Raw genomic sequence first — 26,435 nt, 5'->3', positions numbered from 1 at the left:
GATCCACGATGGCCGAACCGGCAGATCGCTTCTATGAGTCGCAGGGGCTGCGGTTGCACTATGTCGACTGGGGCAATGAATCCGCGCCGCCGTTGATCCTGATTCACGGCGGGCTCGACCATTGCCGTAGCTGGGATGCGATCGCGCGAGAATTGCAGCCGCATTTCCATATCATGGCGCCGGACCTGCGCGGGCACGGGGATTCCGAATGGGCGAAGGGAAGCAGCTACAGCCTCACCGACAACGTCTATGATCTCACCCGGCTGATGCGCTTTGCGGCGCTGCAGGACGCCGCGATTGTCGGCCACTCGATGGGCGGCATGGTCGCCTTGGCCTATGCCGGCACCTATCCGGAGAGAGTGTCGCGCCTTGCCGTGCTGGATGGCGCGTTCTTGTCGGGCTCGCAGCCCGCACCGATCGCCGAGCAGATGTCGCGCTGGATCGACCAGCTCGACCGTATCTCCGAGCATCAAGAGAGCACGTTCCGGACGGTCGAGGAGGCGGCGAAGCGGTTGTCCGCGCGCAACAGGCGGCTGACGCCGGCGTTGGCGCTTCATCTTGCCAGCTACGGCGCTCGGAAAGGTGCCGACGGCCTCTATCGCTGGAAATTCGATCATTATCAGCGGGCGAGGGCGCCATACCGGCTATCGCCGGAAGATTATATCGCCCTGTGGTCGCGCATCACCTGTCCAACCCTGTTGATGTGGGGAGACGAAAGCTTTCTCCCTGATCCCGCCGGCCTGCTTGCGCACTTCAAGAGAGCCGAGCTGGAGAAGATCGCGGGCGCCGGACACTGGTTGCACCATGACCGGCTCGACGTGGTTCTGGCGTCGCTGCGACGGTTCCTCGGGGCGCCACAGGCTGCGCAAGCCGCGAAGTGAGGCAGGAAATGTCAGATAAAGTTCGCTATGTCCGCCAGCTAAGCCCGTGTTCATCTCGTCGACCGCAGCGCTCCGAACCGGAATCACCGGGGCTCTGAGGCCAGAATCCGCGGAGAAAATTTCATCCGCGACCGGGCTGATTGCGGCAATAATTCCACTGCCAGGCGGCATCGGGACGAAGCGGGCGTTGCTATTTTCCCTGACATCTCGACTAGGTAGCGGCTTGGGACCATTTTCCCTGTGCGCTTTGCCCCCCGGCGCACATGGAAGATCAAGAGATGCGACAGGTTCGTTCATTGCTGAGCAGCGCCTCCTCCCGGATCGGCCGCCGGCTGTCCCAGATCGTCGCCATCGCAGCCGCCAGCCTGCCGACAGCCGGCGCCTAAGGCGCACGCGTCCCTTGCTGCTCCAACATTATGTCCAACTCTGTCAGCGCCTGATCGAGGCTCCGGACGAGCAGGTCCGCGTGCTTCCAGATATCGTTCAATAGCCCCGTTCGCGATCGATGGAGTGCGGTGGGCGCCGGCCGGCCCGTAGCGCTTCCGCGGTCGCACGGAAAGTCGCGCCGATCGCTTCCACGCTCACCTCGCAGGCATCGTGCGGCGTGACGACGATGCGCGGATGCCGCCAGAACGGATGGTGCGGCGCCAGCGGCTCGGTTGCGAAGACATCGAGCGCGGCTCCCGCCAGTTGCCCATCCTCCAGCGCGGCAAGCAGATCCGCTTCGACCAGATGCTCGCCGCGGCCGACCTGGATCAGGTAGCCGCCGCGATACATTCGGGCGAATGTCTTGCGGTTGAGGATGCCCCGGGTTTCCGGCGTCAGCGGCAGCAGGTTCACGAGGATTTCCGTCTGGCCGAGCATCGCATCGAGGCCTGCCGCACCGTCGAAGCCGCTTATGCCTTGCGGCGTCGGCTTTGCGGTCCGGCTCCACGCCATGACGGGGAAACCAAGCAGAGCGAGATCGGCGGCGACCCGACGGCCAATCTCGCCAAAGCCCAAAATGCCGACCGGCACGTCCTGCGCCCGGCGCTGGCCGAGACGCTGCCAGCATTCCTCGCGCTGCTGCGCCTGATAGGACGCAAAGCGCCGCTGATGTCCGATGACGTGCCAGGCAACAAAGCCCGACATCATCTGCGCCTGCTCCGGATCGACGACACGGATCACATCGACATCGGGTCGCAGGCTGGGACACGCCAGAATATTGTCGACGCCGGCGCCGATCGAGCAGACCGCCTGCAGATTGGGATAGTAATCGAAGGCGTCATCCGGTGGGTGCCAGGCCACTGCCAGCCGCACGTCCGTTGCCGGACCTTCGTGGGGATGGTTGATGATTTCGATACGGTCGGCAGCGCGCATGAATTGCGGGCCGAGATAGAAGCGAAGATCGAGGCTCTTGCTAACCAGGACGCAGCGCATCGTTCACGGTCTCGTTCATGCCGCCTTGGACGACGCGGTTTGGCCGGGTACGGCGGAGAGCAGTTCGCGGGTGTAAGCGTGCTCGGAGGCCGCGAACAGGAGCGAGGCGGATTTGAGCTCGACGATCGCACCGTGTTGCATCACGGCGATGCGGTCGCAGATTTGCGCGGCCACGCGCAAATCGTGGGTGATGAACAGCATCGATAGGCCAAGGCGGGCCTTCAGATCTTCCAAGAGGTCCAAGACCTGTGCTTGCACGGAGACGTCGAGCGCGGAGACGGCTTCGTCGGCGACCAGGATTTCCGGATCGAGCGCCAGTGCGCGGGCGATTCCAATGCGCTGACGCTGGCCGCCGGAGAACTCATGCGGAAAGCGCTCCATCGCGCCGGCGTTGAGGCCGACGAGGCTGAGCAGCTCGCCGGCACGCTTTCGTGCCGCCGCCGGATCGACGCCATGCGCGATCGGTCCATCGGTGATGATGTTGCCGACCTTGCGGCGTGGATTGAGCGAAGCGAACGGATCCTGAAACACCATCTGGATGCGGCGGCGCTGTTCGCGCAGCGCCTTGCCGCCGATCCGGGTGAGATCGACATCGCCGATACGCACGGTGCCGGCATCGGGTTCGATCAGGCGCATGACGAGGCGGGCGACGGACGATTTTCCGGAACCGGATTCGCCGACCAGACCGAGCGTCTCGCCGCGAAAAATATCGAAGCTGACGTTCTTGGCCGCCTCCACGCGGCGCTCGCTGCGGAACCATCCGCCGCCGCTGACATAGGTCTTGCCGAGCCCGATCACTTCCACCGCCTTGCTGCGATCGGGCAGAGGCGACCGCTGCGGTGGCTGCAGCGTGGGAACAGCCGCCAGCAAGGCGCGGGTATAGGGATGTTGCGCGCGGAGCAGCACGTCGTCGGCGGTGCCTTGCTCGACCACCTTGCCGTGCTGAAGCACGACCACGCGATCGGCGATCTCGGCGACGACGCCGAAATCGTGGGTGATGAACATGACCGCCATGTTGCGGCGGCGCTGCAGGTCGCGGATCAGTTTGAGGATCTGCGCCTGCGTGGTGACGTCGAGTGCGGTGGTCGGTTCGTCGGCGACCAGCACGGCCGGTTCGAGCGCCAGCGCCATCGCGATCATGGCGCGCTGGCGCTGGCCACCGGACAGTTGATGGGGATAGGCGCGCACAGCGCGCTCGGGGTCGGGCAGGCCGACTTCGCGGATCAAGGCGAGGGCTTTCTGCTGCCGCTCCTTCGGCGTCAGCAAATCATGCGCCTCGAACATCTCGGCGATCTGGTCGCCGATCCGCATCAAGGGATTGAGTGCCGTCATCGGCTCCTGGAACACCATCGCGATGCCGCGGCCGCGCAGCGCCAGCCATTCCGCCGGGCTGAGCGTCAGCAGGTTCTTTCCTTCAAGCAGGATCTCGCCGGATTCAGCCGTCACCGTATCCGGCAGCAGCCCCATCAGCGCATGGGCGCACATCGATTTGCCGGAGCCGGATTCACCGACCACGCAGAGAATTTTTCCGGCTGCTAGTTCGAACGAAACGTCATCCACCGCATGGGCGCGGTCGCCACCGGGCGGCAGCGCCAGCTTCAGGTTCTTGATGACGACAGTCATGCTCAGCGCCCTCCTTTGGCGAGGCGAGGGTTGAGCGCGTCGTTGAGGCCTTCGCCGATCAGGTTCAGCGCCAGCACCGAAACGAGAATGGCGATGCCGGGAAAGACCGTGATCCACCAGGCCTGACGGATCACGGTGCGGCCGGCGCCCACCATGTAGCCCCACGACATCAGGTTGGGATCGCCGAGGCCGAGAAAGGACAGCGAGGATTCCAGCAGGATCGCGGTCGCGACCATCAGCGAGGCCAGCACGATGACGGGAGAAAGCGCGTTCGGCAGGATTTCGCGCCAGATGATCCACCAGTTGGTCTGGCCGGTCACTACCGCCGCCTGGACGTATTCGCGGGTGCGCAGCGACATAACTTCGCCGCGGACCAGCCGCGCCACCGGCGGCCAGCTCACGATAGCTATCGCCGCCACAATCGATACGATGGAGGGTTGCATGATCGCGACGAGCACGATTGCCAGTGCAAAACTCGGGACCGTCTGGAAAAACTCGGTGAACCGCATCAGGGCATCGTCGATCTTGCCGCCGAAATATCCGGCCGCGGCGCCGAGCGGAATGCCGACCGCCAGCGAGGCCAGCGTCGAAATGAGGCCGACCAGCAGCGAGACGCGCGCGCCATAGATGATGCCGGCCATCACATCGCGGCCCAGCGCATCGGTGCCGAGCGGAAAGCCGGCCAACGTGAACGGCGGCAGGAACGGCCGTTGCACCATGCGCCAGGGCGAGGTCGGAAACAGCAGCGGGCCAATCAGGGCGACGGTCACCGCGATGAAAAGGATCGCAATGCCGATCATGCCGCCGGGGTTGCGCAACAGCACTCGCGAAACCTGCCTCATGATGCGAACTCGATGCGGGGATCGACGGAGCGATAGACGAGGTCCGTGATCAGGTTGAACGCCAGCACCATGGCCGAGCAGACGACGAAAACGCCGAGCAGCAGATTGTAGTCCCGCTGCAGCAGCGCCTCGTACATCAGGCGGCCGATCCCCGGCCACGCGAACACGGTTTCGGTCAGTACCGCGCCGCCGACCAGTGTGCCGGCCTGCAAGCCGGCCAAGGTGACAACCGGCAACAAGGCATTGCGCAGCACGTGGCGGCGCTGAATCAAGGAGTCCGACAGGCCCTTGGCGCGCGCCGTCTTGACGAAGTCGAGCCTGCCGACCTCGAGCATCGAGGCGCGGGTCATGCGGGCATAGGTCGCCATGAAGAACAGCCCGATCGTCGTGGCCGGCAAGATCAGATGGGCGGCGACATCGAGCACATGCGCAAGGCCGGTGTAGCCTGCGCCGACCGTCTCGTACCCAAAACTCGGCAGCCAATCCAGCGCCACCGAAAACAGCAAGATCGCCATCAGCGCGACCCAGAATAGCGGAGTGGCGTAGAAGATCAGCGCCGCGACCGTAATCGCAGTGTCGGCCCAGGTGCCGGCAAAGCGCGCCGCCAACGCGCCGAACAGGATGCCGAACGCGAGCGAGATCGCAAACGCGGTACCCGTCAGCAACAGCGTCGCCGGCAGGCGATCGAGAATCAGCTTGGAGACTGGCATCTGCTGGCGAAACGAAAATCCGAGATCGAGGCCGACGATGCCTTTGACATAGAGGAACAGTTGCACCGGCAGTGGCTTGTCGAGGCCGAACTTCTCGCGTAGCTGGGCGATGAAGAGCTGGTCACCGGCGCCGGCTTCGCCCGCCATCACCACCGCCGGATCGCCCGGCGCCATCCGGATCAGGAAGAAGTTCATGACGACAAGCGCGAGAAGGACGACGATGGCCTTCGCGATCCGCTGGGCGATGAAAGAGATCATGGGCTGTCGCTAGGGTTGGAGGCGCGGGTAGCCGGGCGCCGGGCCGGAGCCCGACGCCGCACGAATAGGCGGTTACTTCTCGATCCAGGCGTCGCGGAAACCGTCGTTCACGCCGATGCCGGTCGTGATCAGGTTCTTGACGCTGCAGCGGGTGATGGTCGGGAACTGCAGTTCGAGCATCCACGCCACCGGCACGTCCTCGACCAGGATCTTCTGCGCCTTGGCGTAGATCTCTTCGCGCGCCGCATCGGGGAAGGCGACCGCGCCGTCGGCGAACAGCTTGTCGATCTCGGGATTCGAATAGCCTTCGACGTTATTGAACGGTGAGCCCTTTGCGATCTGGCTGGAGACATAGTTGCGGCCGACGCCGAGCGCGGGGTCGCCGTACTGATAGAGATAGGTAAAGGCGATGTCGTAGTCCCACTCACTGACCTTCTGATTCCAGCCGGGCACGTCGGTGGCGATCATCTCGACGTTGATTCCGACGTCCTGCAGGTTCTGGCGAACCATCTCGGCCCAGCGCTGCCATGTCTCGCCATAGGGCAGGGGCAGCATGCGGACTTTCTCGCCCTTGTAGCCGGCTTCCTTGAGCAGCGCCTTCGCCTTGGCGGGATCGTAGTCGTATTTCGGCACCGCGCTCGTGTAGTACTTGATTGCCGACCCCGACGGACCGGTCGCGATCTTGCCGAGACCATTCCAGACCACGTCCTTGGCCATGTTACGATCGATCGCAAACATCAGCGCCTGGCGGAATTTCTTGTTCGCCGTGGGACCCGAGCGGTTGTTGAGCCAGAGCCAGGAATGCGGGCTGAAGAATTCCCAGCCCGCGCCAGTGACGCAGGTGTTTTTCAGCTTGCTCAAGCGCGGTACGTCAAAATTTTCCACCGAGCCGCCGGGCAGCACGTCAACCTTGCCGGTCTCATAGGCGACCGAACGCGCGGCGGCGTCCGGGATTACGTGCCAATAGATCTCGTCGAGGTTCGGCTTGCCCTTGACGTGGTAGCTCGGATTCTTGACGAGGCGGATGAACGAGCCCTTCTGCCATTCCTTGAACATGAAGGGGCCGGTACCAACAGGCGTGTTGTTGGCGGGGTTGGTCTTGAAATCGGTGCCTTCATAAATGTGCTTGGGGATCATCGGCAGCGAGCCGACTTCGAAGATGCCCATGAAGGGGCCGAACGGCTGTTTCAGCGTGAAGACGACGGTGGATTCGTCCGGCGCTTCCACCTTTTCGAGTTGCACGAGATTGCCGCGGGCACGTGCGTGCGTTTGCTTGAGGAATTCGATCGAGAACAGGACGTCCGCTGAGGTGAACGGCTTGCCGTCATGCCAGGTCACGCCCTTCACCAGTTTGAAGGTGTAGACCTTGCCGTCCTCGCTGACAGACCAGCTTTCGGCGAGGCCGGGGAGGGGCTCGAGCTTGGGGCTGTAGCGTAGTAAGCCTTCATAGATGTTGCCGGCCACCATCTGCGTAGGGCCGTTCTGCACCAGACCCATCATCAGGCTTGGCGGCTCGGGCTGGATCACGGCATTGATGACGCCGCCTGCTTTCGGCCCCTGGGCCATTGCCGCGGTGCTCAGCATGCATATCGCAGCAAAGCTCATCAAAATCTTACGCTTGGACATCGCATACCTCGTTTGAAGAAATGGCTTGTCGACGCTCTCGATTGTCGGGGCGCGCGTGGTCAGTTGGCAAAATCGGGATCGGTACGCGCGAGCATCCGCTTGAAAGCGGCCCATTCGCTGTCGGGCACGCCGTTGGTTTCGATCGCGTCGTAGAAGCTGGAGTATTGGCCGGCCGTCTTGCGGGCCACGGCTGCGGATAGCTCGACGATCTCGGCGCCTGACGACTGCACCGCGAGCTGAGCACGACAGGAGCGTTCCAGATTGTGCATCAGCTTGAAGGCCTCGGCGACCGAGCGTCCGCAGGTCAGCATGCCGTGATTGCGCAACACCATCACGAACTTGTCGCCGAGATCGGCGACCAGGCGCGAACGCTCGTCGAGATCGAGCGCGATGCCCTCATAGTCATGATAGGCGAGGCAGCCGGTGAACTGCAGCGACCATTGATTGAGCGGCAGCAATCCTTGCTTCTGGCAGGCAACGGCGATGCCCGCGACCGTGTGCGTGTGCAGCACGCAGATCGCGTCATGCCGCGCGGCATGGATCGCACTGTGAATCGTAAAACCCGCCGGATTGATGCCGAGCCCCATAGGATCGTCGATGACGTTTCCGTCGAGGTCGACCGTCACCAGGTTGGATGCCGTGACTTCCTCGAAGCGCAGGCCGTAGGGGTTGATGAGAAAGCGGTCCTGTCGGCCCGGAAGGCGGACGGAGATGTGGGTGTAGATGCTGTCGTCGAGACCCAGCCGGTGAATCAGCCGGTAAGCCGCCGCGAGGTCGATCCGGATTTGCAGGGTCTGGTCGTCCACCGCCGGCCAGGCCTTCGCGGTGTGGTGGGCTGCGCTTGTCATTTCCGCCTTCGCTCATTTCACTTTTTCAGCTTGCGTGCGGCGCAGCATCTGGGCAAGATTAAAGTGTCGACAATCGACGATTAAAAAATAACCACGGACTGGCGTGGGTTTAACCGATGCGGCCTATGTCTCTTCCGGTGGGATTACCGGCACTTGCGAACAGCGATCTGGTCGGCCAGATCGCTCGAATCCTGATGCAGGCCATTGTTCAGGGGCGATTGCCCCCAGGCTCCAAGGTGGTGGAGGCAGGGGTTGCCAGGGAATTAGGCGTCAGCCGCGCGCCCGTGCGCGAGGCGGCACGCCTTCTGGAGAAGCAGGGGCTGCTGGTTGCGAGCCCGCGCCGGGGCTTTTTCGTCCGCAAGCTCGAAATCAGAAACATCGACGAGATCTACGATCTGCGTCTGTGCATCGAACGGCATGCCAGCGTGCTGGCGGCGCGGCGGCTTACTCCGGAGTCGCGCGATGTTTTGCGGCGGCAAATCGATGTTCTGCACCGAACCGCCGATCTCGACGACCCCGCCCGGCAGGTGGAAGAGGACTATCGCTTTCACCGGCTGATTTTTGAAATCGCAGATAACCGCCGCCTGCTGCGGCTGTTCGATGATCTCGCAGCAGAACTGCGTATGGTCATCGGCCTGATCGGCCGCCTCTACGATGACCCGCATGAGATCGCGAGGACGCACGAGCCGCTGCTGGCGGCGATCGAAGCCGGTCATCCCGAGCGCATCACCGCGCATGTCGACTACCATATCGGCCACGCCTGGCGCGAAGTCGGCAGGCTGGTGCGAGAGCTTACGCCGCCGCTCGGCAATGCCACCGAACCGAACGGTATCCTGTTCCCAGCCAACGGAGTATCCGTGTGAAGGCCGTCTACACCGAACTGCATCGAAGCCACGATCCGCAATTCTTCCTGGTGCGCGGCGTCATCAAGCGCACCACCGAGCAGCCCGAACGCGCCGATCGGCTGCTGGCCGGGTTGAAGGCCGGCAAGCACAGCCTCGTCGAGCCGACGTTGTTCGGGCAGGGCCCGCGGGCGCGCGTTCACAGCGCGGAGTATCTGCGTTTTATGGAGGAAGCCTGGGACGCCTGGGTCGCGCTCGGTGACTCCGGCTCGGAGATGATCGCCAACATCCACCCCGTTCGCTACGGCGCGACATACCCAACCCATATCGTCGGCCGCCTGGGCTGGCACGCGGCGGATACGGCGGCTCCGATCGGCAAGGGCACTTACGCCGCCGCCTGTGCCGCCACCGATGTCGCTGCGACTGCGGCGCAACTCGTCATGGACGGCGAAGACGCTGTGTATGCGCTGTGCCGACCGCCGGGCCATCACGCCTATGCCGACATGTCGGGCGGCTTCTGTTTCTTCAACAACAGCGCGGTGGCAGCGGCGCAGCTTCGGCTGCAGCATGAGCGCGTCGCAATCCTCGATGTCGACGTGCATCACGGCAACGGCACGCAGGGCATCTTCTATGAGCGCTCCGACGTGCTGACGGTGTCGATCCATGCCGACCCCGTCTTCTTCTATCCATTCGTGTGGGGATATGCGCATGAGCGCGGCGCCGGGCCCGGCCTCGGCGCCAATCTGAACATCCCGTTGCCCAAGGGCACCGGGGATGACGATTACATCAAGGCGCTCGGCGACGCCGAAAAAACCATCCGCGCCTTTGCGCCCGGCGCGCTGGTGGTGGCACTCGGCCTCGATGCCTCGGAGCACGATCCGCTCGCCGGCCTCGCGGTGACCACGGCCGGCTTCCGGCGTATCGGCGCTGCCATCGCGCGGCTCGGCCTGCCGACCGTTTTCGTTCAGGAGGGCGGTTATCTGTCGGATATTCTCGGCGCCAATCTCACGGCCGTGCTCGGCGGCTTCGAAGAGGCTCGTTAGCAGGTCCGCCCATATGCTGTGCCGCGGTTATTCGATGACGATACGCGGCGGCGGCCGGTGCGCCGCGCCGGTTACGATCGCGGTCCAGATTTCACGGGCAATGCTGATGTAATGCTTCGCGTGGACACCGTCGGGCTCGATCGCGACGATGGGGCGGCCCTCGTCCGAAGTTTTCCGGATCTGCATGTCGAGCGGGATCTCGCCGAGATAGGGAATGCCGCGGCGTTCGGCTTCCATCCGCGCGCCGCCGTGGCCGAAGATCGGCGTGACGTGGTTGCAGGTCGGGCAACAGAAGCTCGACATATTCTCGATCAGGCCCAGGATCGGAATGCTCACCTTCTGAAACATCGCGATGCCGCGTCGCGCGTCGATCAGGGCGATGTCCTGCGGCGTCGAGACGATGATCGCGCCGGCTAGCGGCGCCTGTTGCGCCATGGTGAGTTGCGCATCGCCGGTGCCGGGCGGCAGATCGACGACGAGAATATCGAGATCGTCCCAGGCGACTTCGCGGAGCATTTGTGTAATGGCCGAGATCACCATCGGTCCGCGCCAGATCATGGCGTTGTCTTCCTCAACCAGAAAGCCGATCGACATCACCTTGACGCCAAAGCGCTCCAATGGCTCCAGCATGCGCGGGCCGAGCTGGCGCGGCTTGCCGCGCAGTCCGAACAGTTTTTGTTGCGACGGACCGTAGATGTCGGCATCGAGAATGCCAGTTTTCAGTCCAAGCGCGGCGAAGCCGAGCGCGAGGTTGCAGGAGGTGGTGGACTTTCCGACGCCGCCCTTGCCGGAAGCGACCGCGATGGCGTGCTTGACGCCGGGAATGCCGGCGGCCTTCGACGTCGCGCGGGCCTTGAGATCTGGAGGGGTGGCGGGCACAGGCTGCTCACGATCCAAGCGGATCGTCCTTCTTCGCTTCGCGCGCGCGCAAATAATCTTCGGTCGACATGACCGGCGGGCGCTGCGGCACCGCATGTGGGTCGAAACTTTCGTTAACAACCGCTTCGACGCGGCAGTCCGCGCACATCTTGATGACGTCGAGGCGCCTGGCGTTGGCACCCTGGAACATCCAGTGCCTCTCGCCGCCGAGTTTGGCCAGCACGCGATCGATCGAGCTCTTGGTGCCGAACGGTTTGCCGCAGGCGATGCAGTTGAACGGCTCTTCTTCCTTCAGCACGCGCTGCGGCGTGTTCCAGGCCTGGAAGTCGAGACGCGGTTCGATGCTGATGACCTTCTCGGGGCAGGTGGATTGGCAAAGCCCGCACTGCACGCAGAGGCTTTCGGTGAACCGCAGCATCGCGCGGTCGGGGTTGTCGGACAGCGCGCCGGTTGGGCAGGCGGTGACGCAGGCATGGCAGAGCGTGCAACCTTCGACATTCAGATTCACGGTGCCGAAGGGAGCGCCCGGCGCGAGCGGCACGACGTCGACGGGCGTGGGGGCCGCGAGATGCAGCTCGCGAAACGTCGTTTCGAGTACGCCGCGCTTCGCGCCGCGCGGCACAAAGCTGGCGGGCTTTTGCGTGGCAACGCCGCGTGGGGCGGCATCCAGCATGGCGCGCAGTTGGTCCGGATCGTCGGTTTCGATGATCTGGATGATGCCGGCGCCGAAGCCCAGCGCGCTAACGATCCGATCCGACGTCTCGGCCGCGCGGCGAAGCGCCGCAATGTCGTGGCGGGGTTTCTCGCGCGTCAGCAGCGCGGCGCCGCTGCCGCCATAGGCGAAGACGGACGCGATGATCTCCGGTCCCACCTGGGTCACTTCGTTGACGCGCAGCGGCAGTAGATTGGCCGGCAAGCCCTCGCCGAACCGTGCCAACGCATCGATGATGTCTTCGCCATGCTCGCCGTCGTGAAACAACACCACGGCGTCGCTGCCGCCGGCCTTGCGGTAGGTCTGCAGCAGCGTGCGCAGCCGCCGCATCAGCGCGTCCGCACTCGGCAACGCATAGGACGCCGCCCCGGTCGGACATACCGACGCGCAAGAGCCGCAGCCGGCACAGACGTTGGCGTCGATCGCAACCGCGTTCCCGTTCGGCGTGATTGCACCGGTCGGACAGAGGTCAAGACAGCGCGTGCAGCCGGTAATGGACGAGCGGGAATGTGCGCAGAGCGACGGCTCGAAATTGACAAAGCGCGGCTTGTCGAAAGTGCCGACCAGGCCCCCGGCATCCGCGATCGCGCGCTCGACGGCCGCCTTGTCGCGCGGATCGGCGCGAAAATAGCCGGGACGCAGTTCATGCGCGGGGAACAGCGGCGTGCCGCCGGAGAGGTCGAGGATCAGATCGCAGGTCGATGTCGCGCCATCTCGCGAGGATCCGAACACGAGCTTGGCGCGCGAGGACGGGGACGGCAGCGCGTAGTCGTCGATCGAAAGCTCGAACTGGCCGAGATGGCCGCGGGCGTTGCGGATCGTGCCTTTGAGCACAGGAAATTCGTTGGTCCGGCGCGGCGCCACGTCGCCGGGCTTGGTCAGCAGCACGGTGATGTCCAAACGATCGGAGAGACGCTGCGCGGCCTCGATGGCGATCTCGTCGCGGCCGTAGACCAGGGCAACGCCGCTGCTCTCGAGCGTCACCAGCGAGAGCGGGGGCATGTCTTCGCCCGCCGCAGCAATCAGCGCAGCGGCTTTCGGACCGGCTGCCGCGGCGTCCTTCGACCAGCCACCGGTCTCGCGGATGTTGACGAAGGTGAGCTGGGCTTGCGGGGCGTTCTCCGCGACTTCCCGAAACAGCGGCGCTTCCTGGGTGCAGGCAACCGTAATCGGCGCGCCCTCGATGAGCGCTTCCTTGAAGCGGTCGAGTTCGAGCCCGCAAAGCTGGTTGGCCTGCGTGACCTTGCTCGTGCAGCCACGACCGATTGCTTCCGCATCGAGCGGCATGGTCTTCTCGCAACTGCAGATCAGGAGGCGAGACGTCGCCACACTCATTTTGAAATACCTTGAACCCGGAGCATCAACGGGTTGTTGCTTCATCCTACGGTTCTGCGGTAACCGCTCGGACGGATATCTGCAAGATACAAAGGCCGCTCGCGTGGCCAACTTGCGCGTAATAGCATACACAAGCGGCCCGTGGAGCAATTAGGGATTAACCGCTCGTGATCGTTCGTCCAACAGATATGGAGCAGACGCTCGATTTGCCACCCGGTTATACTTTGGTCGCGTTGCGCGAGCTCGGCGACGCCTTTGCCCATGCTCGCGAGATCGCGGCCGAGGCGGGGGCCGGAACGCTGGTGTGGGTACGCCGCTACGATCTGGTCGAGTTCGCGGTGGTCCTTGAACCCGACGAGCCGCTCAGGTCGGCGCGGCGGGCGTTCTTTGCCGGCATGAACGCGCTGGCGGATGCGATTGCCGCCCATTGTCCGCCGGAGCGGGAGGTTGAGTTCGACTGGCCTGACGGCATCAGGTTCGACGCCGGACTGCTCGGCGGCGGACGACTTGCCTGGCCGGTGGATTGCGCCGAGGACGAGGTGCCGGCATGGCTCGTTTTCGGCGTTATCCTGCGCGCTGCCGCCATGGCGCATGTTCCGGAGGTGCAGGCGGCGTCGGGCGTGTCCCTGCTGAGCGAAGGTTTCGAGATGGTTGATACTGATGCCATCATCGAAAGCTTCACCAGGCACCTGATGACGGCATTCGACCGGTGGAAGGAGCGCGGCTTCGAGGCGATCGCGCGGGACTATCTGGAACGGCTTCCCAAGAGCAAGGCTGGTGAGCGCCGGGGCATCGACGTTAACGGCGATCTCCTGGTCAGCATGCCGGTCGGCGGCCGAGAGCCGGAGCGGAACCGTCTTGTGGATGCGCTTGCAAGAGCCAGTTGGTATGATCCGCAGGCGCGCGGCCCGAAATTCGGATGAGGCGGACATGCTGAAATTTCCGCGAACCATCAGGCTGGACCCATCAGATACCTTTGTCTTCGAACGGGCGGCGGAACCCGGCGAATGGGCGGTTTCCGGCGCGTTCGTTTTTTGGAACCGGGATCCAGCCACGCTCGGCCAGAAGCAGCGCGTGGCGCTGCGTTCCGGCTTTCTCGGCATCGACAGCCTTGGATGGTCGACGCTTGCCATTGTCACCGAAGCGAGCGAAGCGGAGCGGCAGGCGATGATCGAGCGGCTTGCAAGCCAGTTGCTGGCGAAATTCGGGGCGCCCGATGCGGATGCCGCCCGTCTTGCCGCCGAGGAGGAGATCGCGTTCGCAGCTTCCTTGTGCGAACACCCGCCGCAGACGCTGCTCGCCGTGCAGCGCAGCGTCGAAAACGGCGAAATCCGCGAACGCTTTCGTACCCTCAAGCCGCGCGCGGTTGCCGCAGATGCCGACCGGTTGCACGCGCATGCCAGCGCCTTTACCTTTCATGAAGTCGAAGGCGATGTTGAACCTGCCGAAGAGGTCGATCTTCTCGGGCTGATCAGGACCGACGCCAGGACGACGGATCGTACATGAGAGAATTTTGGGTCGCCTCGGGCCATCACCTCACGCGCCGCGCCGATCACGGCGGGCTCGTCGCGACGCCCGAACTCATCATGGCCTATCTGGCGCGGCCCGAATTGATGCCGCCGGCCGATGCTTGCGAGGCCGAGCGCCATCTGCATGCGAGCCTGATGGCCGATCCGTTACGCCCGGTCTCGAGCGCTGATATCGCCCGGCTTGCCGATGCTGACGCGCGGGAAAACTGGTCCTTCATGATGAATTTCCGCGACCGGTTGATGGCGGCGCCGTCGCTGGAGGCGGTCTATGTCGCGCTCGCCCGCAAAGGTGCCGGCGATCTACCGCCGATCTTTCTGTCGCAATTGTGCCACCTGATCCTGCGCAACGTGCTCGAAGGCTGCGACGATCCTTATATTTTGCGGGCGGCCGAATTGTTCTATCGCAGCCAGCTCGCGGCCATTCACGAAGGCACGTTGCTGCTCGCCGATGCGGAAGTCATCGAGGCGGAGCAGCATGCCCAGCACGACCTGCATTCATCGCCGCTGACAGCCATGCTGCAGCAGCCAAAGTCATTCGGCGAGATGGATGTGATGGACGACGAAAACGCCTGGACCTACTGGTCGCGATCGGACGCCCATGCAATGGTGATGAATATCGGCGGCAACAAGAAAGCGCGCGCCGGGCTCTGCCGGGTCATCGAGCGCTGGATTGGCCACCTGCTTGGCGTTACCGTCAGCGTCGAAAATATTGCCACGATCGAGGATCGCGACTGGCGCTGGTTCATCGGCCTTGACAGCGAGGCGACGCGGATCGGCAATGCGCTGTGGCGCGGCGAGCGGCTGGAGAATGCCGTTGCTGAACGGATCGTAGCCTTGATGCGCCTGACCTTCGAAGATGTGCGGCTGGTGGATGAGCGGGTCGGCGACAAACCAGTCTACCTCATCCTCGCCATGGGCGCTGACAAGGTCGTGAGACTAAAGGCGCAAAATCTGATCGCGGGCTTGCCGCTGGCCGCCGCCGCGAATGTCACATGATCCACCGAACGGAGGTGCGACATGGCAATGACTGAGGTATCCCGCGAGGTCGGCGTGGTGGTGCGGCGCCGTTCGATCGACAATCCCTGGATCGACCAGCTGTGGTCGCCGGCGATGATTTTGGACGAAGTGCCCGCGACCGCGCCGTGGACTGCGCTGGCCACCGAAGCCGATGCGACGACTTATTACGCGGGCTCGGCCAGCATCGATCTGTTCAGCTCAGAGACGGCGAATTATCGCGACAACCTTGCCGATGGCGAGCCGCGGATCTGGGTCGCGTTGCGGCGTCAGGATGGTGGCCATGAACTGGAGCTGACGAAAGTGACCGCCGACCCGACCGAAGGGGAGGCAATGTTCGAAAGCGGCTGCGACGTGATCGGCACCGTGCCGATGCCGCCCGAGATCGCGTCATGGATTGCGGCCTTCGTCGATCGATTCCATGTCGAGCGCGTGTTCCACAAGCGCAAGCGGGATCGCGCCAGCGGTGACCGGCCGCGGGTGCCGGGCGGCGGGCCGGACGAAAGGATGGGTCGCAAATGAGTGGTCCGGACGAAGCCGATCGGGACAAGGGCTTTCTGGCGCGATGGTCGCAGCGCAAGCAGGAAGCTAAACAGACCGAGCCGAAGCGGGACACGCCGGCTGTCGAAAGCGGCGATTCGCCGGCTCCCTCCCCAGCGCAAGTCGAAGCGGTCGAGCCGGAGTTCGATCTCTCGACGCTACCCAAGCTCGAGGAGCTGACGGAGAGCACCGACATCACCGCATTTCTTCGTAAAGGCGTTCCCGATCATTTGCGGAATGCAGCTTTGCGTAAGTCCTGGGCTCTGGACCCCGCGATTCGCAACTACGTCAGTCCGGCACTTGAATATGCTTATGACTGGAACGCGCCGGGCGGGGTGCCCGGCGGCGGCGAACTCGGGGCCGGCGTCGACGTGGCGCGGCTGGTCGCGCAAATCATGGGCAAGCCCACGGCCGAAACAACAAATTCCGTCGCAAATTCCGAAACTGAGGTGTTAGGTCCTTCGCCACAGCCCGCTGAACGTCAACTCTCGGCAAAATCGCAGGAAGACCATTCTGAGGGGTCTTTGCGACAGCCTGATGAACCCTCGACGGAAACGGAACTCGTTTCAGAGGCGAAACGGGACACAGAGGAACCTGCGTCGCTGCGCGAATCCGAGGCAGCGAAATGTGTTGCACCGCAGCAACGAGTGCGACGCCATGGCACCGCAAAACCGATTGTTTAGACAAAAGTATTTGCGGACATAGGTGGGGCCTATGCTACAAATTTCTTCCTGGAATAATTCCAGTTCTAAAGTGTGTGCCTGAATAAGAGGCACGCGGGCGCGGGCGGGGAGATATCGGTAGCACCATGCGTGATGCCGGACTGGAACTAGCAATTAAGACAGCAGGTGGCGTCGGATCGCTGGCGCGGGGGTTAGGCATTGCGCAGCCCTCCGTTTCCGCATGGTCGCGTACTCCTGCGGAGCGGGTTCTCGCGGTCGAGGCGCTGACGCAGGTGGATCGTCTCGCCCTGCGTCCCGATCTTTACGGATCGTCCGAGGATCAGGTGACATCGAAATCCGAAATCGACGAGATCGATCAACTGCGTGCCGCGGAATACGGCCTGTTGTCGTTGCTGCTTGGCAAGGCGCCGGATGCGGAAACGCTGCAACGGGTTGCCACGCTGAAGGGCGACGGCTCCGATCTCGGCATGGCGCATGTCGAACTCGCGTCCGCCGCCGCGGCGACGGACGACCGCGCCGTCAGCAAGGAGTTCTTCGATCTCTTCATCGGGCTCGGCCGCGGCGAGCTGTTGCCCTATGCCTCCTATTATCTCACCGGCTTTCTTCACGAGCGCCCGCTGGCGCGGGTGCGCGAGGATCTGCGTGCGCTTGGAATCGAGCGCGCAGGCACCTCGCGTGAGCCGGAAGATCACATCGCGATTCTGCTCGAAGTCATGGCTGGGCTCGCACGCGGCGACTTCGAGGCCGAGTTCGCCGAGCAGGCGCGCTTTTTCGAGCGTCATCTCAAGCCGTGGGCGGCGCGGATGTTCGCCGATCTGGAAATATCGCAATCGGCGCGCTTCTACCGCGCCGTCGGCCGCACCGGCCGTGTCTTCATGGAATTGGAATCTGAGGCCTTCACGCTGTCCGAGTGACGGCGATGAGGCAACGTGACAAGGGGAGAATGCAATGAGCAAGCCATCTGACAATAAGTCACGGGCCACAGTGGTGGATCGGCGCAGCCTGTTTCTGATGGGCGGTTCGGCGGTCGCTGCAGCAGCCGTTGTGCCGCTTGCGGGCAGCGAGGCGGCTGCGGATGAGTCGCAGGCCGAGCGCGTCAAGGCGCGCTATAAGGAAAGCGATCACGTCAAGAATTTCTATCGCGTAAACCGCTATTGATGGGACGACGCACATGTTGATGAAGCGAAGAGACGGATCCGCGGGCAAGGCGCGTTTGCAAGGTATCGCCGCCGGCCTCGCGTCGGGAGTTCTCGACCGCCGTACGTTCTTGCGTCGGTCCGGTCTGGCGGCCGGTGCGGGCGCCGCGATCGGCCTGATGCCGCTCGGCTCTGTGCGCAAGGCGCAGGCGGGACCGGAGAAGGTCGGCGCACCGACGGAAATCAGGAAGAACATCTGCACGCATTGCTCGGTCGGTTGCACCGTGATCGCCGAAGTGCAGAACGGCGTCTGGGTCGGCCAGGAGCCGGCTTGGGACAGCCCGATCAACCGCGGCTCGCATTGCGCGAAGGGCGCGGCGGTGCGCGAACTCGTCCATGGCGACCGCCGGCTGAAATACCCGATGAAGCTGGTCAACGGCGAGTGGCAGAAGATCTCTTGGGATCAGGCCATCAACGAGATCGGCGACAAGATGCTCGAAATCCGCGCCAAGTCGGGCGCCGATTCCGTCTATCTGCTCGGCTCGGCAAAATTCTCCAACGAGGGCGGCTACCTGTTCCGCAAGTTCGCGGCGTTCTGGGGCACCAACTCGATCGACCACCAGGCCCGCATCTGCCATTCGACCACTGTTGCCGGCGTCGCCAATACCTGGGGCTACGGCGCAATGACGAATTCCTACAACGATATGCGCAACTCGAAGACGATCGTCTTCATGGGGTCGAATGCCGCCGAAGCCCACCCGGTTTCGTTGCAGCACATCCTCTCCGGCAAGGAGCTGAACCGCGCCAACGTGTTCGTGCTCGATCCGCGCTTCACCCGCACCGCGGCGCATGCCACCGAATATGTGAGGTTCCGCGGCGGCACCGATATTGCCGTGATCTGGGGCATGTTGCACCACATCTTTAACAATGGCTGGGAAGACAAGGAATTCATCAAGCAACGCGTCTACGGCATGGACCAGATCCGCGCCGAAGTCGCGAAGTGGACGCCGGAAGAGGTCGAGCGCGTCACCGGCATTCCCGGCGAGCAACTGAAGAAAGTTGCCGAGACCTTCGCAAAGCAAAAGCCATCGACCATTGTCTGGTGCATGGGCGGCACCCAGCACACCGTCGGCACCGCCAACGTCCGCGCTTATTGTAACCTGTTGCTCGCGACGGGCAACGTCGGGTCCTTCGGCTCGGGCGCCAACATCTTCCGCGGCCACTGCAACGTGCAGGGCGCGACCGATATCGGGCTCGATATCGTGACGCTGCCGCTCTATTACGGTCTGGTCGAAGGCGCCTGGAAGCACTGGGCCCGGGTCTGGGAAGTCGAGTACGATTACCTGCAGTCGCGCTTCGACGAAGTTCCGGCGAAGGCGGGCCGTCCGGCACGCACCCGCAAGCAGAATATGGAGCTGCCGGGCATCCCGTGGACCCGCTGGTTCGATGCGACGCTGTCCAATCCCGACGATGTCGATCAGCGCGATGCCGTGAAGGGCGTGGTCATCATGGGCCACGGCGGCAATACCGTGCCGCGCATGACGGAAATGGTGAAGGGCCTCGAAAAGCTCGAACTGCTCGTGGTCGCCGATCCGCATCCGACGACCTTTGCCGCGATCTCCGATCGGAAGAACGGTACCTATCTGCTGCCGGCCTGTACCCAGTTCGAGACCTCGGGCTCGCGTACGGCGTCCAACCGCTCGCTGCAGTGGGGCGAGCAGATCGTTAAGCCGATCTTCGAATCGAAGGACGACTACGAGATCATCTATCTGCTGTCAGAGAAGCTCGGATTCGCCGACAAGATGTTCAAGAACATCAAGGTCGAGAACAAGCGACCGGTGCCTGAGGACCTGCTCCGCGAAATCAACCGCGGCGGCTTCTCTACCGGTTATTCCGGCCAGTCGCCGGAGCGGTTGAAGGCGCACATGAAGAACCAGGGCAAGTTCGACCTGGTGACGCTGCGCGCCAAGGCGGACGAGCCCGAGATCGGCGGCGACTATTATGGCCTGCCGTGGCCGTGCTGGGGTACGCCGCAGATCCGGCATCCGGGCACGCATACGCTCTACAACACCAACCTGCACGCCAAGGATGGCGGCGGCACGTTCCGCGCGCGCTTCGGCGTGGTCTATGAGGAGAAGCAGCCGGACGGCTCGGTGAAGAACGTCAACCTGCTGTCTGAAGGCTCCTACAGCAAGGGTTCGGAGCTGACCGACGGCTATCCCGAGTTCACCTATGGTGTGCTCAAGAAGCTCGGCTGGGACAAGGATCTCACCGCGGAAGAGCTGGCCACCATCAACAAGATCGGCGGCAACAATCCGGACGGCGTCGGTTGGGCGGTCGATCTGTCGGGCGGCATCATCCGCGTCACGCTGGAGCATGGCGTAATGGCGTATGGCAACGGCAAGGCCCGCGCGGTGGCGTGGAATCTGCCCGATCCCGTGCCGGTGCATCGCGAGCCGATCTACACGGCGCGGCCTGATCTCGTCGCAAAATATCCGACGCGTCCGGATGGGCGTCAGTTCCGCATGGCCAATCTGGGCTTCTCGATCCAGAAGGCGGCGGTCGAGAAGGGGCTCGCCAAACAATTCCCGATCATCCTGACCTCGGGACGCCTCGTCGAATACGAAGGCGGCGGCGAAGAAACCCGATCCAATAAATGGCTCGCGGAATTGCAGCAGGACATGTTCGTCGAGGTCAACACCTCGGATGCCGCCGAGCGCGGCATCAAGGATGGCGGCTGGGTTTGGGTTTACGGCCCGGAAAACAGCTCGAAGGCCCGCGTCAAGGCGCTGGTCACCGACCGCGTCGGCAAGGGGGTGGCGTTCATGCCATTCCACTTCTCCGGCTGGTTCCAGGGCGTCGACCAACGCGGCAAATATCCGAAGGGCTCGGATCCGATCGTGCTCGGCGAAAGCGTCAACACGATCACGTCCTACGGCTACGACCCGGTCACCGGCATGCACGAGGGCAAGGTGACCCTGTGCCAGATTCAAGCGGCGTGAGAGGAGAATAGATCATGGCTCGCGTCAAATTTCTTTGTGATGCCGACCGTTGCATCGAGTGCAACGCCTGCGTGACCGCCTGCAAGAATGAACATGAAGTGCCGTGGGGCATCAATCGCCGCCGCGTCGTCACCATCAATGACGGCAAGCCCGGCGAACGCTCGGTCTCGATGGCCTGCATGCATTGCACGGACGCGCCGTGCGCCGCGGTCTGCCCGGTGTCGTGCTTCTACACCACCGCGGACGGCGTCGTGCTGCACTCCAAGGATCTGTGCATCGGCTGCGGCTACTGCTTCTACGCCTGTCCGTTCGGCGCGCCGCAATATCCGAAGGTCGGCAACTTCGGATCGCGCGGCAAGATGGACAAGTGCACCTACTGCGCGGGCGGGCCGGAAGCCGATTCCACCCCGGCCGAATACGCCAAATACGGCGCCAACCGCCTGGCCGAAGGCAAGCTGCCGATTTGCGCCGAGATGTGCTCGACCAAGTCGCTGCTCGCCGGGGACGGCGCGATCATCGCCGAGATCTACAAGGAGCGGGTGATGAAGCGCGGTTACGGCTCGGGCATGTGGGGCTGGAAGACCGCCTACAGCGATTCGCCGACCGGCTGATGCAACGGCCGCCGCGTTTCGGCGCGGCGGCATCAGGGTAATTCCGATAACCGAAAGGCGTTGGCAAATGCCAGGCTCACTTTCAAGTCTCAGATTCGCGGTGTTCAAACCGCTGTTCGCCGCATTCGCTTTGCTGTTCGTTCTCGCACAGCCCGCGGCTGCACAGATTTCGTTCAAGCCGACCGCCGAGGCCGTTCAGGAAGACAAGCTCCTGAACGCGCTGAAGGAGGGCGACAAGATCACCGGGCGCGTATCGATCCCCGACGGGATGGCTGCCAGCTTGATCCAGCCCGCCGGGCGCGACTGGCGCGACTTCCAGCGTAGCAAGCTGCCGTGGATCGGCGGCATTTCCATCCTCGGCATGCTGGCTGTGCTCGCGATCTTCCTGATGGTGCGCGGCCGGATTCGCGTGCATGAGGGGTTCTCAGGGAAGACGATGCTGCGCTTCGCCAGTTTCGAGCGGTTTACACACTGGCTCACGGCAAGCTGCTTCATCATCCTGGCGCTCTCGGGCCTGAACGTCAGCTTCGGACGCACCCTGATCTTGCCGCTGTTCGGCCCCGACGCTTTTGCGACTATGTCAGCCTGGGCCAAGCTTGCGCACAACTACCTGGCATTCCCGTTCATGCTGGGTCTTGCGATCATGTTCCTGATCTGGATCAAGGATAACATCCCCAGCAAGCTCGATTGGGAATGGCTCAAGCAGGGCGGGGGCCTTCTGTCTGACGACAAGCATCCGCCGGCCAAGCGTTTCAACGCGGGCCAGAAGGGCATCTTCTGGATCGTGATCATTGGTGGCGTGCTGATGTCGGTGTCCGGCTGGTTCCTGCTGTTCCCGTATCTTCCGGCCAACGTCACGGCGCTCCAGTTCTGGACCGTCATCCATGCCGTGATCGCGATGCTCTTCATCGCCGTCATGCTGGCGCACATCTATATCGGCTCGATCGGCATGGAGGGGGCGTTCGACGCGATGGGAACCGGTGAGGTCGATCTCAACTGGGCCAAGGAACACCACGCGCTCTGGGTCAAGGAACAGCAGGCAAAGGGCGAGGCTCCATCCGAGAGCCCGGCCCGAGCCGTGCCGGCCGAATGATCCGGCGCGGCTCAAGTCAAACATGAGGAAGTGACATGAAATCCTTTGTTGCGGCAGTAGCATTCGCAGTCGTTGCTGCTGTTGGCGTTGCGATCGTGCTCAACAACTTTCAGGAGTCGAGCTCCGTCGCCTTTACGACCACGGGTGCCAGGGTCGGCGATCCCGGCCATAATCTGATTGGCCCGAGCTGACGCCGGCGGTGGGCGCGCCTGACGTCACGCTGGCGTGGCCGGTCGAAATCCGCCTGCCGAAGGATCGCCGCAGCTTGCGCGTTACCTTCGACGATGGCCGCACATTCGATCTCTCCGCCGAATTGCTCAGGGTCACCAGCCCGTCGGCCGAAGTGCAGGGGCATTCCGAAGCCGAGCGCAAGACCGTCGGCGGCAAACGCAATGTCACCATTCTTTCGGTCGATCCTGTCGGCAATTATGCCGTCAGAATAGGGTTCGACGATATGCACGCGACCGGCATCTACTCCTGGACGTTCTTGCGCGATCTCGGTGAGAATGCCGAGCGGCGCTTTCAGGACTACCTCGACGACCTGCAAGCCAAGGGGCTCGACCGCGACAGGCCGGGCGTACGCTAAAGGGCCGGCGGGAATGGCATCCAGCGATTCGGCGAAAGCTTCACGTCGCAAGGCAGGCCGGTCGGCGCTTCTGGCGCTTGCGGCCGTGCTGATCGCGCTGCCGATAGGCGCAACGGCCGCCGTCGCGCAACTGCGTGGGCATGGCGGGCCGGTTCGGGCGCTGGCGATCTCGGCCGATGGTCAAAGCGCGATCTCCGGCAGTTTCGATTCAACTGCGATCCGCTGGTCGCTGACGCGCAATGCGGCCGAGCAGGTGCTTCGTTTCCATTCCGACGCAATCAACGCAGTCGTGCTGCTCGGGGAGGGACGCGCAGCGACCGCCGGCGCTGACGGTCGCATCGCCATCTGGACCTTTGGCAAGGCAGAGCCCGACGCGGTGTTCGAAGGCCACACGGCGCCGATCGTAGCGCTCGCCGTGTCGCCTGATGGCGCGACGCTCGCGTCGGCTTCGTGGGATCACACGGTGCGGCTCTGGCCGCTCGCAGGCGGTGCGCCGCGGGTATTTGATGAGCATACGCAGAACGTCAATGGCGTGGCGTTTACGGCCGACGGCCGCACGCTGGTCAGCGTCAGCTACGATCTCAGCGTTCGCATCTGGCCGCTGTCGGGCGCGCAGGCGCCGACCGTCGTTCCGATGCCGACACCGCTCAACGCCGTGGCGGCGGGCCGTGACGGTGAAATCGCGGTCGGCGGTGCCGACGGCAAGGTTTACTTCCTGACCGCCGGCGGCGCGCGCGCCGGCGAGCTCGCGGCAGGGCCAAGGCCGGTGATCTCGATTGCGATTTCACCTGATGGCGCGCATGTGGCCGCCGCGGGCATCGGCGGCACGGTCGCCGTGATCGACCGCAAGGCGCGTACGCTCGCGCGCACGCTGGTCGGCCCGGGCTTGCCGGTCTGGTCGGTCGTATTCGCACCCGACAGCCGTACGCTGCTCACGGGCGGCGCTGATAACATCATCCGGCGCTGGAACGCCGTGACAGGCGAGCCGGTCGATCCGCTCCTCGTGGAAACGGCGGGAGATCCGCTCGCCGCCTATGCCGGCGATCGCGGCGCGGAAATCTTCCGCGCCTGCGTCGCCTGCCATACGCTCGGCGCCGATCAGGCCAATCGCGCAGGGCCGACGCTCGCCGGAATCTTTGGCCGGCGCATCGCGACCGCGCCTGGATATCATTTTTCCGAAGCGCTCAAGAAGCTCGATATCGTCTGGACGCCGGAGACGATTTCCAAGCTGTTCGAAGTCGGGCCGCAAGCCTATACGCCCGGCACCAAGATGCCGGAGCAGCGCATCGGCTCGGAGCAGGACCGTGCCGCGCTGGTGCAATTCCTCGAGCGAGCGACAAAGCGATAGAGCGCTTGGCTGGGCGCTATCGCGATGTCGTCAATGTTTCGCGGGCGCCGAAAACACCAGCGACATATCCTCGAAATCCTCGGTGGGAAGCTTGTTGACGCCTGCGGCGGCCGCCGTCGTCTTCGACGGTGCCACGCCGGTGGTCAAGGCAGAACGGTCACTGGAAATTGAGTATGAACGCAATGTGGTTGCGACAGCGAGCAGGGCGACTGCCACGAATCCGGAAATCAACAAATGCTTCATGGAAAACTCCGTTGGCTCGATATGCAGTGTGGCTTGCCACCACCGCATTACGGCCAACGGTCACGCGCGCATGTGGTCTACGTCACCTATCACGATCTTGTTTTTGACGATCGGGCCGGTTCCCTTGCTCCGTAACGAAATGCGCGTCCGCATTTGCTGACTTTTCGGCCGGCGAACTACCCAGATAGAGTGGAATCTGCTTACGGAGCAGGACGACGACCGGTCCGTGGGTTGAGCGGACCCGTTGGCCGGCGCCTCAAGGCTTCCGGCAGGAACTTTTCGTCCGGAGCGGCAACGGCGCTGGCGCGAACGTCCGCCGCGGTTTGGGCGCGTTCGTGCTCGGTCTGATTGTCCTTGAACTTTCGCTTTACGTCGAGGCCACCAACGGGATCGTTGACGCCGTGTTGAATGTCCCTGAAGTCGTCCACAAAATCCTCCCGACTTCCATCGATCCGCACGTGCGGAAACGCGGACCGGAGAACCAGGTTCCTCCTGCGTCCGTCAGGAGGCGCCGTTAAATTGAAGCATTAAGTGGAACCGGCAGTGCCACGCCCAATTGACTCCAGGTGAAGCGAGATGGAGCGGCAGATGAGCGACAGCACCGTCAAAAAGGTATCCAGCAAAACCGCACCCAAGGGGACGATGGGTCAAACCTATCTCGTTTCCGGCAAACGGCTCTCGATGCGGTTATGGGAAAACGAACAGCCGCAAACCGACGTGTCCGAACCGAGAGATTACGAAACGGTCGGTTACGTCATGAAGGGACGTGCCGAACTTGTTATCGAGGGTCAGACGATAAGGCTGGAGCCAGGCGACTCTTGGCTGGTGCCCGCGCATGCTGAACACAGCTATCGCATTCTTGAGCCATTTACGGCCGTGGAGGCGACCGCGCCGCCCGCGCAAGTGCATGGCCGCGACGAAGTAAAAGCGTAGTCATACAACAAGTTTTTGGGAGAACGTGATGGGACTCGAAGCAGTCTATTTTATCGGAGCGTTCGTGCTTCTTACCGCGCTGATCTATGGGACGCTGAGTTATCATTATCGCAATAGGGCCGCGACGCGGGCCGGCGATGAAATCGTGAAGCAGCGGTATCGGGAAAACCAGGGCTGAAGCCGGAAAATTCGCTTCTCTAACATGACAGTAGTATCTTCGTTGCGCGGATGCCAACAGGGCGCGCGAGTACACGCCCGATGACAAGCTCCGCGACATCCGGGTTGTCTCGGGCTACCTGTCCCGGATGTCGCTTCGCCCATCCGCTACAACTCTATATCCGCCTGGGCTGGGCGGGGGACCGCATTCACTGCACGCCTTGCGAGTCCTCGGCGCCGAGTGGGGCTTTGTAGCCGCCGTCGCGACCGGGGACGCCGATATGAATCTCGTGCCCCTGGCGCATCGCCAGCGACGCCGCGGCGACGGCCGCTTCGAAGGCTGCTTCCTTCGTGTCGTATCTATGCGGCGCATTCCCGTCATGGAGGACCGTCCACCCGTCCGGCTCGGAGACGATCATGTATTCAGCCAATCCCATCGGAGCCTCCTTGCTGTTCGCAAGGCCAACGTGGAGACCGTTGCCCGGTTCCGATCGGGTGGACCGCTTAGCAGGGCGTCACGTGCGCTGTTTGCCGGGTCTCGGG

General features: G+C 63.4%; 29 protein-coding genes. 18 read left to right on the top strand and 11 right to left on the bottom strand.

Annotation, left to right across the window (positions count from 1 at the left end; all coding sequences use genetic code 11):
• Positions 1–8 precede the first annotated feature (8 nt).
• A complete protein-coding gene (locus RX328_RS31625) occupies positions 9–881 on the top strand; it encodes an alpha/beta fold hydrolase (RefSeq protein WP_213252390.1) in 873 nt (290 codons plus the stop codon).
• 483 nt (positions 882–1,364) lie between these two features.
• Here the strand turns inward: RX328_RS31625 and RX328_RS31620 are convergent, their stop codons facing one another.
• From RX328_RS31620 to RX328_RS31595, 6 genes are all read right to left on the bottom strand, one after another.
• On the bottom strand, positions 1,365–2,300 hold the full coding sequence (locus tag RX328_RS31620) for a 2-hydroxyacid dehydrogenase (RefSeq protein WP_213252389.1): 936 nt from the start codon (positions 2,298–2,300) through the stop codon (positions 1,365–1,367).
• A 15-nt stretch (positions 2,301–2,315) separates the two neighbouring features.
• Positions 2,316–3,923 (bottom strand): ABC transporter ATP-binding protein, encoded by a 1,608-nt coding sequence (locus tag RX328_RS31615; RefSeq protein ID WP_213252388.1) that lies wholly within the window; start codon positions 3,921–3,923, stop codon positions 2,316–2,318.
• A gap of 2 nt (positions 3,924–3,925) precedes the next feature.
• A complete protein-coding gene (locus tag RX328_RS31610; RefSeq protein ID WP_213252387.1) occupies positions 3,926–4,765 on the bottom strand; it encodes an ABC transporter permease in 840 nt (279 codons plus the stop codon).
• Entirely contained in the window at positions 4,762–5,733 is a 972-nt protein-coding gene (locus RX328_RS31605) for an ABC transporter permease (RefSeq protein ID WP_213252386.1), read from the bottom strand. The genes RX328_RS31610 and RX328_RS31605 overlap by 4 nt, the downstream gene beginning before the upstream one ends.
• A 72-nt stretch (positions 5,734–5,805) precedes the next feature.
• Entirely contained in the window at positions 5,806–7,359 is a 1,554-nt protein-coding gene (locus RX328_RS31600; protein ID WP_213252385.1) for an ABC transporter substrate-binding protein, read from the bottom strand.
• 59 nt (positions 7,360–7,418) lie between these two features.
• Complete coding sequence (locus RX328_RS31595; RefSeq protein WP_213252384.1) at positions 7,419–8,207, bottom strand: class II aldolase/adducin family protein; 789 nt, start codon at positions 8,205–8,207, stop codon at positions 7,419–7,421.
• Positions 8,208–8,332: 125 nt separating this feature from the next.
• Here RX328_RS31595 and RX328_RS31590 point away from each other — a divergent pair, with 125 nt between their 5' ends.
• Together RX328_RS31590 and RX328_RS31585 are read left to right on the top strand one after the other, a co-directional pair.
• A complete protein-coding gene (locus RX328_RS31590; protein WP_249726513.1) occupies positions 8,333–9,070 on the top strand; it encodes a GntR family transcriptional regulator in 738 nt (245 codons plus the stop codon).
• Entirely contained in the window at positions 9,067–10,092 is a 1,026-nt protein-coding gene (locus tag RX328_RS31585) for a histone deacetylase family protein (protein ID WP_213252382.1), read from the top strand. Before RX328_RS31590 ends, RX328_RS31585 begins: the two co-directional genes overlap by 4 nt.
• A gap of 27 nt (positions 10,093–10,119) precedes the next feature.
• Here RX328_RS31585 and RX328_RS31580 read toward each other — a convergent pair whose 3' ends face one another.
• Together RX328_RS31580 and RX328_RS31575 are read right to left on the bottom strand one after the other, a co-directional pair.
• Positions 10,120–10,989, bottom strand: a complete 870-nt coding sequence (locus RX328_RS31580) for an Mrp/NBP35 family ATP-binding protein (protein ID WP_409410818.1) — start codon at positions 10,987–10,989, stop codon at positions 10,120–10,122.
• Positions 10,979–13,018, bottom strand: coding sequence for a 4Fe-4S binding protein (locus RX328_RS31575; protein WP_213252380.1), 2,040 nt, complete (start codon positions 13,016–13,018; stop codon positions 10,979–10,981). The genes RX328_RS31580 and RX328_RS31575 overlap by 11 nt, the downstream gene beginning before the upstream one ends.
• 188 nt (positions 13,019–13,206) lie before the next feature.
• Here RX328_RS31575 and RX328_RS31570 point away from each other — a divergent pair, with 188 nt between their 5' ends.
• From RX328_RS31570 to RX328_RS31510, 13 genes are all read left to right on the top strand, one after another.
• Positions 13,207–13,941 (top strand): biotin/lipoate--protein ligase family protein, encoded by a 735-nt coding sequence (locus tag RX328_RS31570; protein ID WP_213252405.1) that lies wholly within the window; start codon positions 13,207–13,209, stop codon positions 13,939–13,941.
• 7 nt (positions 13,942–13,948) lie between these two features.
• Positions 13,949–14,524 carry a DUF6505 family protein gene (locus RX328_RS31565; RefSeq protein WP_213252379.1) on the top strand — a complete coding sequence of 192 codons (576 nt, stop codon included), beginning with the start codon at positions 13,949–13,951 and terminating at the stop codon, positions 14,522–14,524.
• Positions 14,521–15,543: a DUF6352 family protein gene (locus RX328_RS31560; RefSeq protein ID WP_213252378.1), complete on the top strand. Its 1,023-nt coding sequence runs from the start codon at positions 14,521–14,523 to the stop codon at positions 15,541–15,543. The genes RX328_RS31565 and RX328_RS31560 overlap by 4 nt, the downstream gene beginning before the upstream one ends.
• 21 nt (positions 15,544–15,564) lie before the next feature.
• A complete protein-coding gene (locus RX328_RS31555; protein WP_249726511.1) occupies positions 15,565–16,083 on the top strand; it encodes a DUF3305 domain-containing protein in 519 nt (172 codons plus the stop codon).
• The gene (locus tag RX328_RS31550; RefSeq protein ID WP_213252377.1) at positions 16,080–16,784 is read left to right on the top strand and encodes a DUF3306 domain-containing protein; all 705 of its coding nucleotides are present in this window, start codon (positions 16,080–16,082) and stop codon (positions 16,782–16,784) included. Before RX328_RS31555 ends, RX328_RS31550 begins: the two co-directional genes overlap by 4 nt.
• A 125-nt stretch (positions 16,785–16,909) precedes the next feature.
• Positions 16,910–17,698: a molecular chaperone TorD family protein gene (locus RX328_RS31545; RefSeq protein WP_213252376.1), complete on the top strand. Its 789-nt coding sequence runs from the start codon at positions 16,910–16,912 to the stop codon at positions 17,696–17,698.
• Positions 17,699–17,732: 34 nt separating this feature from the next.
• Positions 17,733–17,942 carry a hypothetical protein gene (locus RX328_RS31540; protein ID WP_213252375.1) on the top strand — a complete coding sequence of 70 codons (210 nt, stop codon included), beginning with the start codon at positions 17,733–17,735 and terminating at the stop codon, positions 17,940–17,942.
• Positions 17,943–17,955: 13 nt separating this feature from the next.
• On the top strand, positions 17,956–20,922 hold the full coding sequence (locus RX328_RS31535) for a formate dehydrogenase subunit alpha (RefSeq protein WP_213252374.1): 2,967 nt from the start codon (positions 17,956–17,958) through the stop codon (positions 20,920–20,922).
• Positions 20,923–20,936: 14 nt separating this feature from the next.
• A complete protein-coding gene (fdh3B, locus tag RX328_RS31530) occupies positions 20,937–21,533 on the top strand; it encodes a formate dehydrogenase FDH3 subunit beta (protein ID WP_028348819.1) in 597 nt (198 codons plus the stop codon).
• Positions 21,534–21,600: 67 nt separating this feature from the next.
• The gene (locus tag RX328_RS31525) at positions 21,601–22,626 is read left to right on the top strand and encodes a formate dehydrogenase subunit gamma (protein WP_213252373.1); all 1,026 of its coding nucleotides are present in this window, start codon (positions 21,601–21,603) and stop codon (positions 22,624–22,626) included.
• 35 nt (positions 22,627–22,661) lie between these two features.
• Positions 22,662–22,817 (top strand): hypothetical protein, encoded by a 156-nt coding sequence (locus RX328_RS31520; RefSeq protein ID WP_198028055.1) that lies wholly within the window; start codon positions 22,662–22,664, stop codon positions 22,815–22,817.
• 8 nt (positions 22,818–22,825) lie between these two features.
• Positions 22,826–23,212, top strand: a complete 387-nt coding sequence (locus RX328_RS31515; protein ID WP_213252372.1) for a gamma-butyrobetaine hydroxylase-like domain-containing protein — start codon at positions 22,826–22,828, stop codon at positions 23,210–23,212.
• 13 nt (positions 23,213–23,225) lie between these two features.
• On the top strand, positions 23,226–24,560 hold the full coding sequence (locus RX328_RS31510) for a c-type cytochrome (protein ID WP_213252371.1): 1,335 nt from the start codon (positions 23,226–23,228) through the stop codon (positions 24,558–24,560).
• A 30-nt stretch (positions 24,561–24,590) separates the two neighbouring features.
• On the opposite strand, the gene RX328_RS31505 is transcribed toward RX328_RS31510, so the two are convergent.
• The gene (locus tag RX328_RS31505; RefSeq protein ID WP_213252370.1) at positions 24,591–24,803 is read right to left on the bottom strand and encodes a hypothetical protein; all 213 of its coding nucleotides are present in this window, start codon (positions 24,801–24,803) and stop codon (positions 24,591–24,593) included.
• A 200-nt stretch (positions 24,804–25,003) separates the two neighbouring features.
• Positions 25,004–25,231 (bottom strand): hypothetical protein, encoded by a 228-nt coding sequence (locus RX328_RS31500; protein ID WP_213252369.1) that lies wholly within the window; start codon positions 25,229–25,231, stop codon positions 25,004–25,006.
• Between the two features lie 160 nt (positions 25,232–25,391).
• On the opposite strand from RX328_RS31500, the gene RX328_RS31495 reads away from it, so the two are divergent.
• A complete protein-coding gene (locus RX328_RS31495) occupies positions 25,392–25,736 on the top strand; it encodes a cupin domain-containing protein (RefSeq protein WP_213252368.1) in 345 nt (114 codons plus the stop codon).
• Between the two features lie 28 nt (positions 25,737–25,764).
• The gene (locus RX328_RS31490; RefSeq protein WP_213252367.1) at positions 25,765–25,914 is read left to right on the top strand and encodes a hypothetical protein; all 150 of its coding nucleotides are present in this window, start codon (positions 25,765–25,767) and stop codon (positions 25,912–25,914) included.
• Positions 25,915–26,101: 187 nt separating this feature from the next.
• Here the strand turns inward: RX328_RS31490 and RX328_RS31485 are convergent, their stop codons facing one another.
• Positions 26,102–26,329 carry a DUF2188 domain-containing protein gene (locus RX328_RS31485; RefSeq protein WP_213252366.1) on the bottom strand — a complete coding sequence of 76 codons (228 nt, stop codon included), beginning with the start codon at positions 26,327–26,329 and terminating at the stop codon, positions 26,102–26,104.
• Positions 26,330–26,435: the final 106 nt, after the last annotated feature.

This window comes from Bradyrhizobium sp. sBnM-33 (genome assembly GCF_032917945.1).
GTDB lineage: Bacteria > Pseudomonadota > Alphaproteobacteria > Rhizobiales > Xanthobacteraceae > Bradyrhizobium.
Note: the sequence above shows the minus strand (reverse complement) of the source record. Positions and strands in the feature narration are given on the sequence as shown.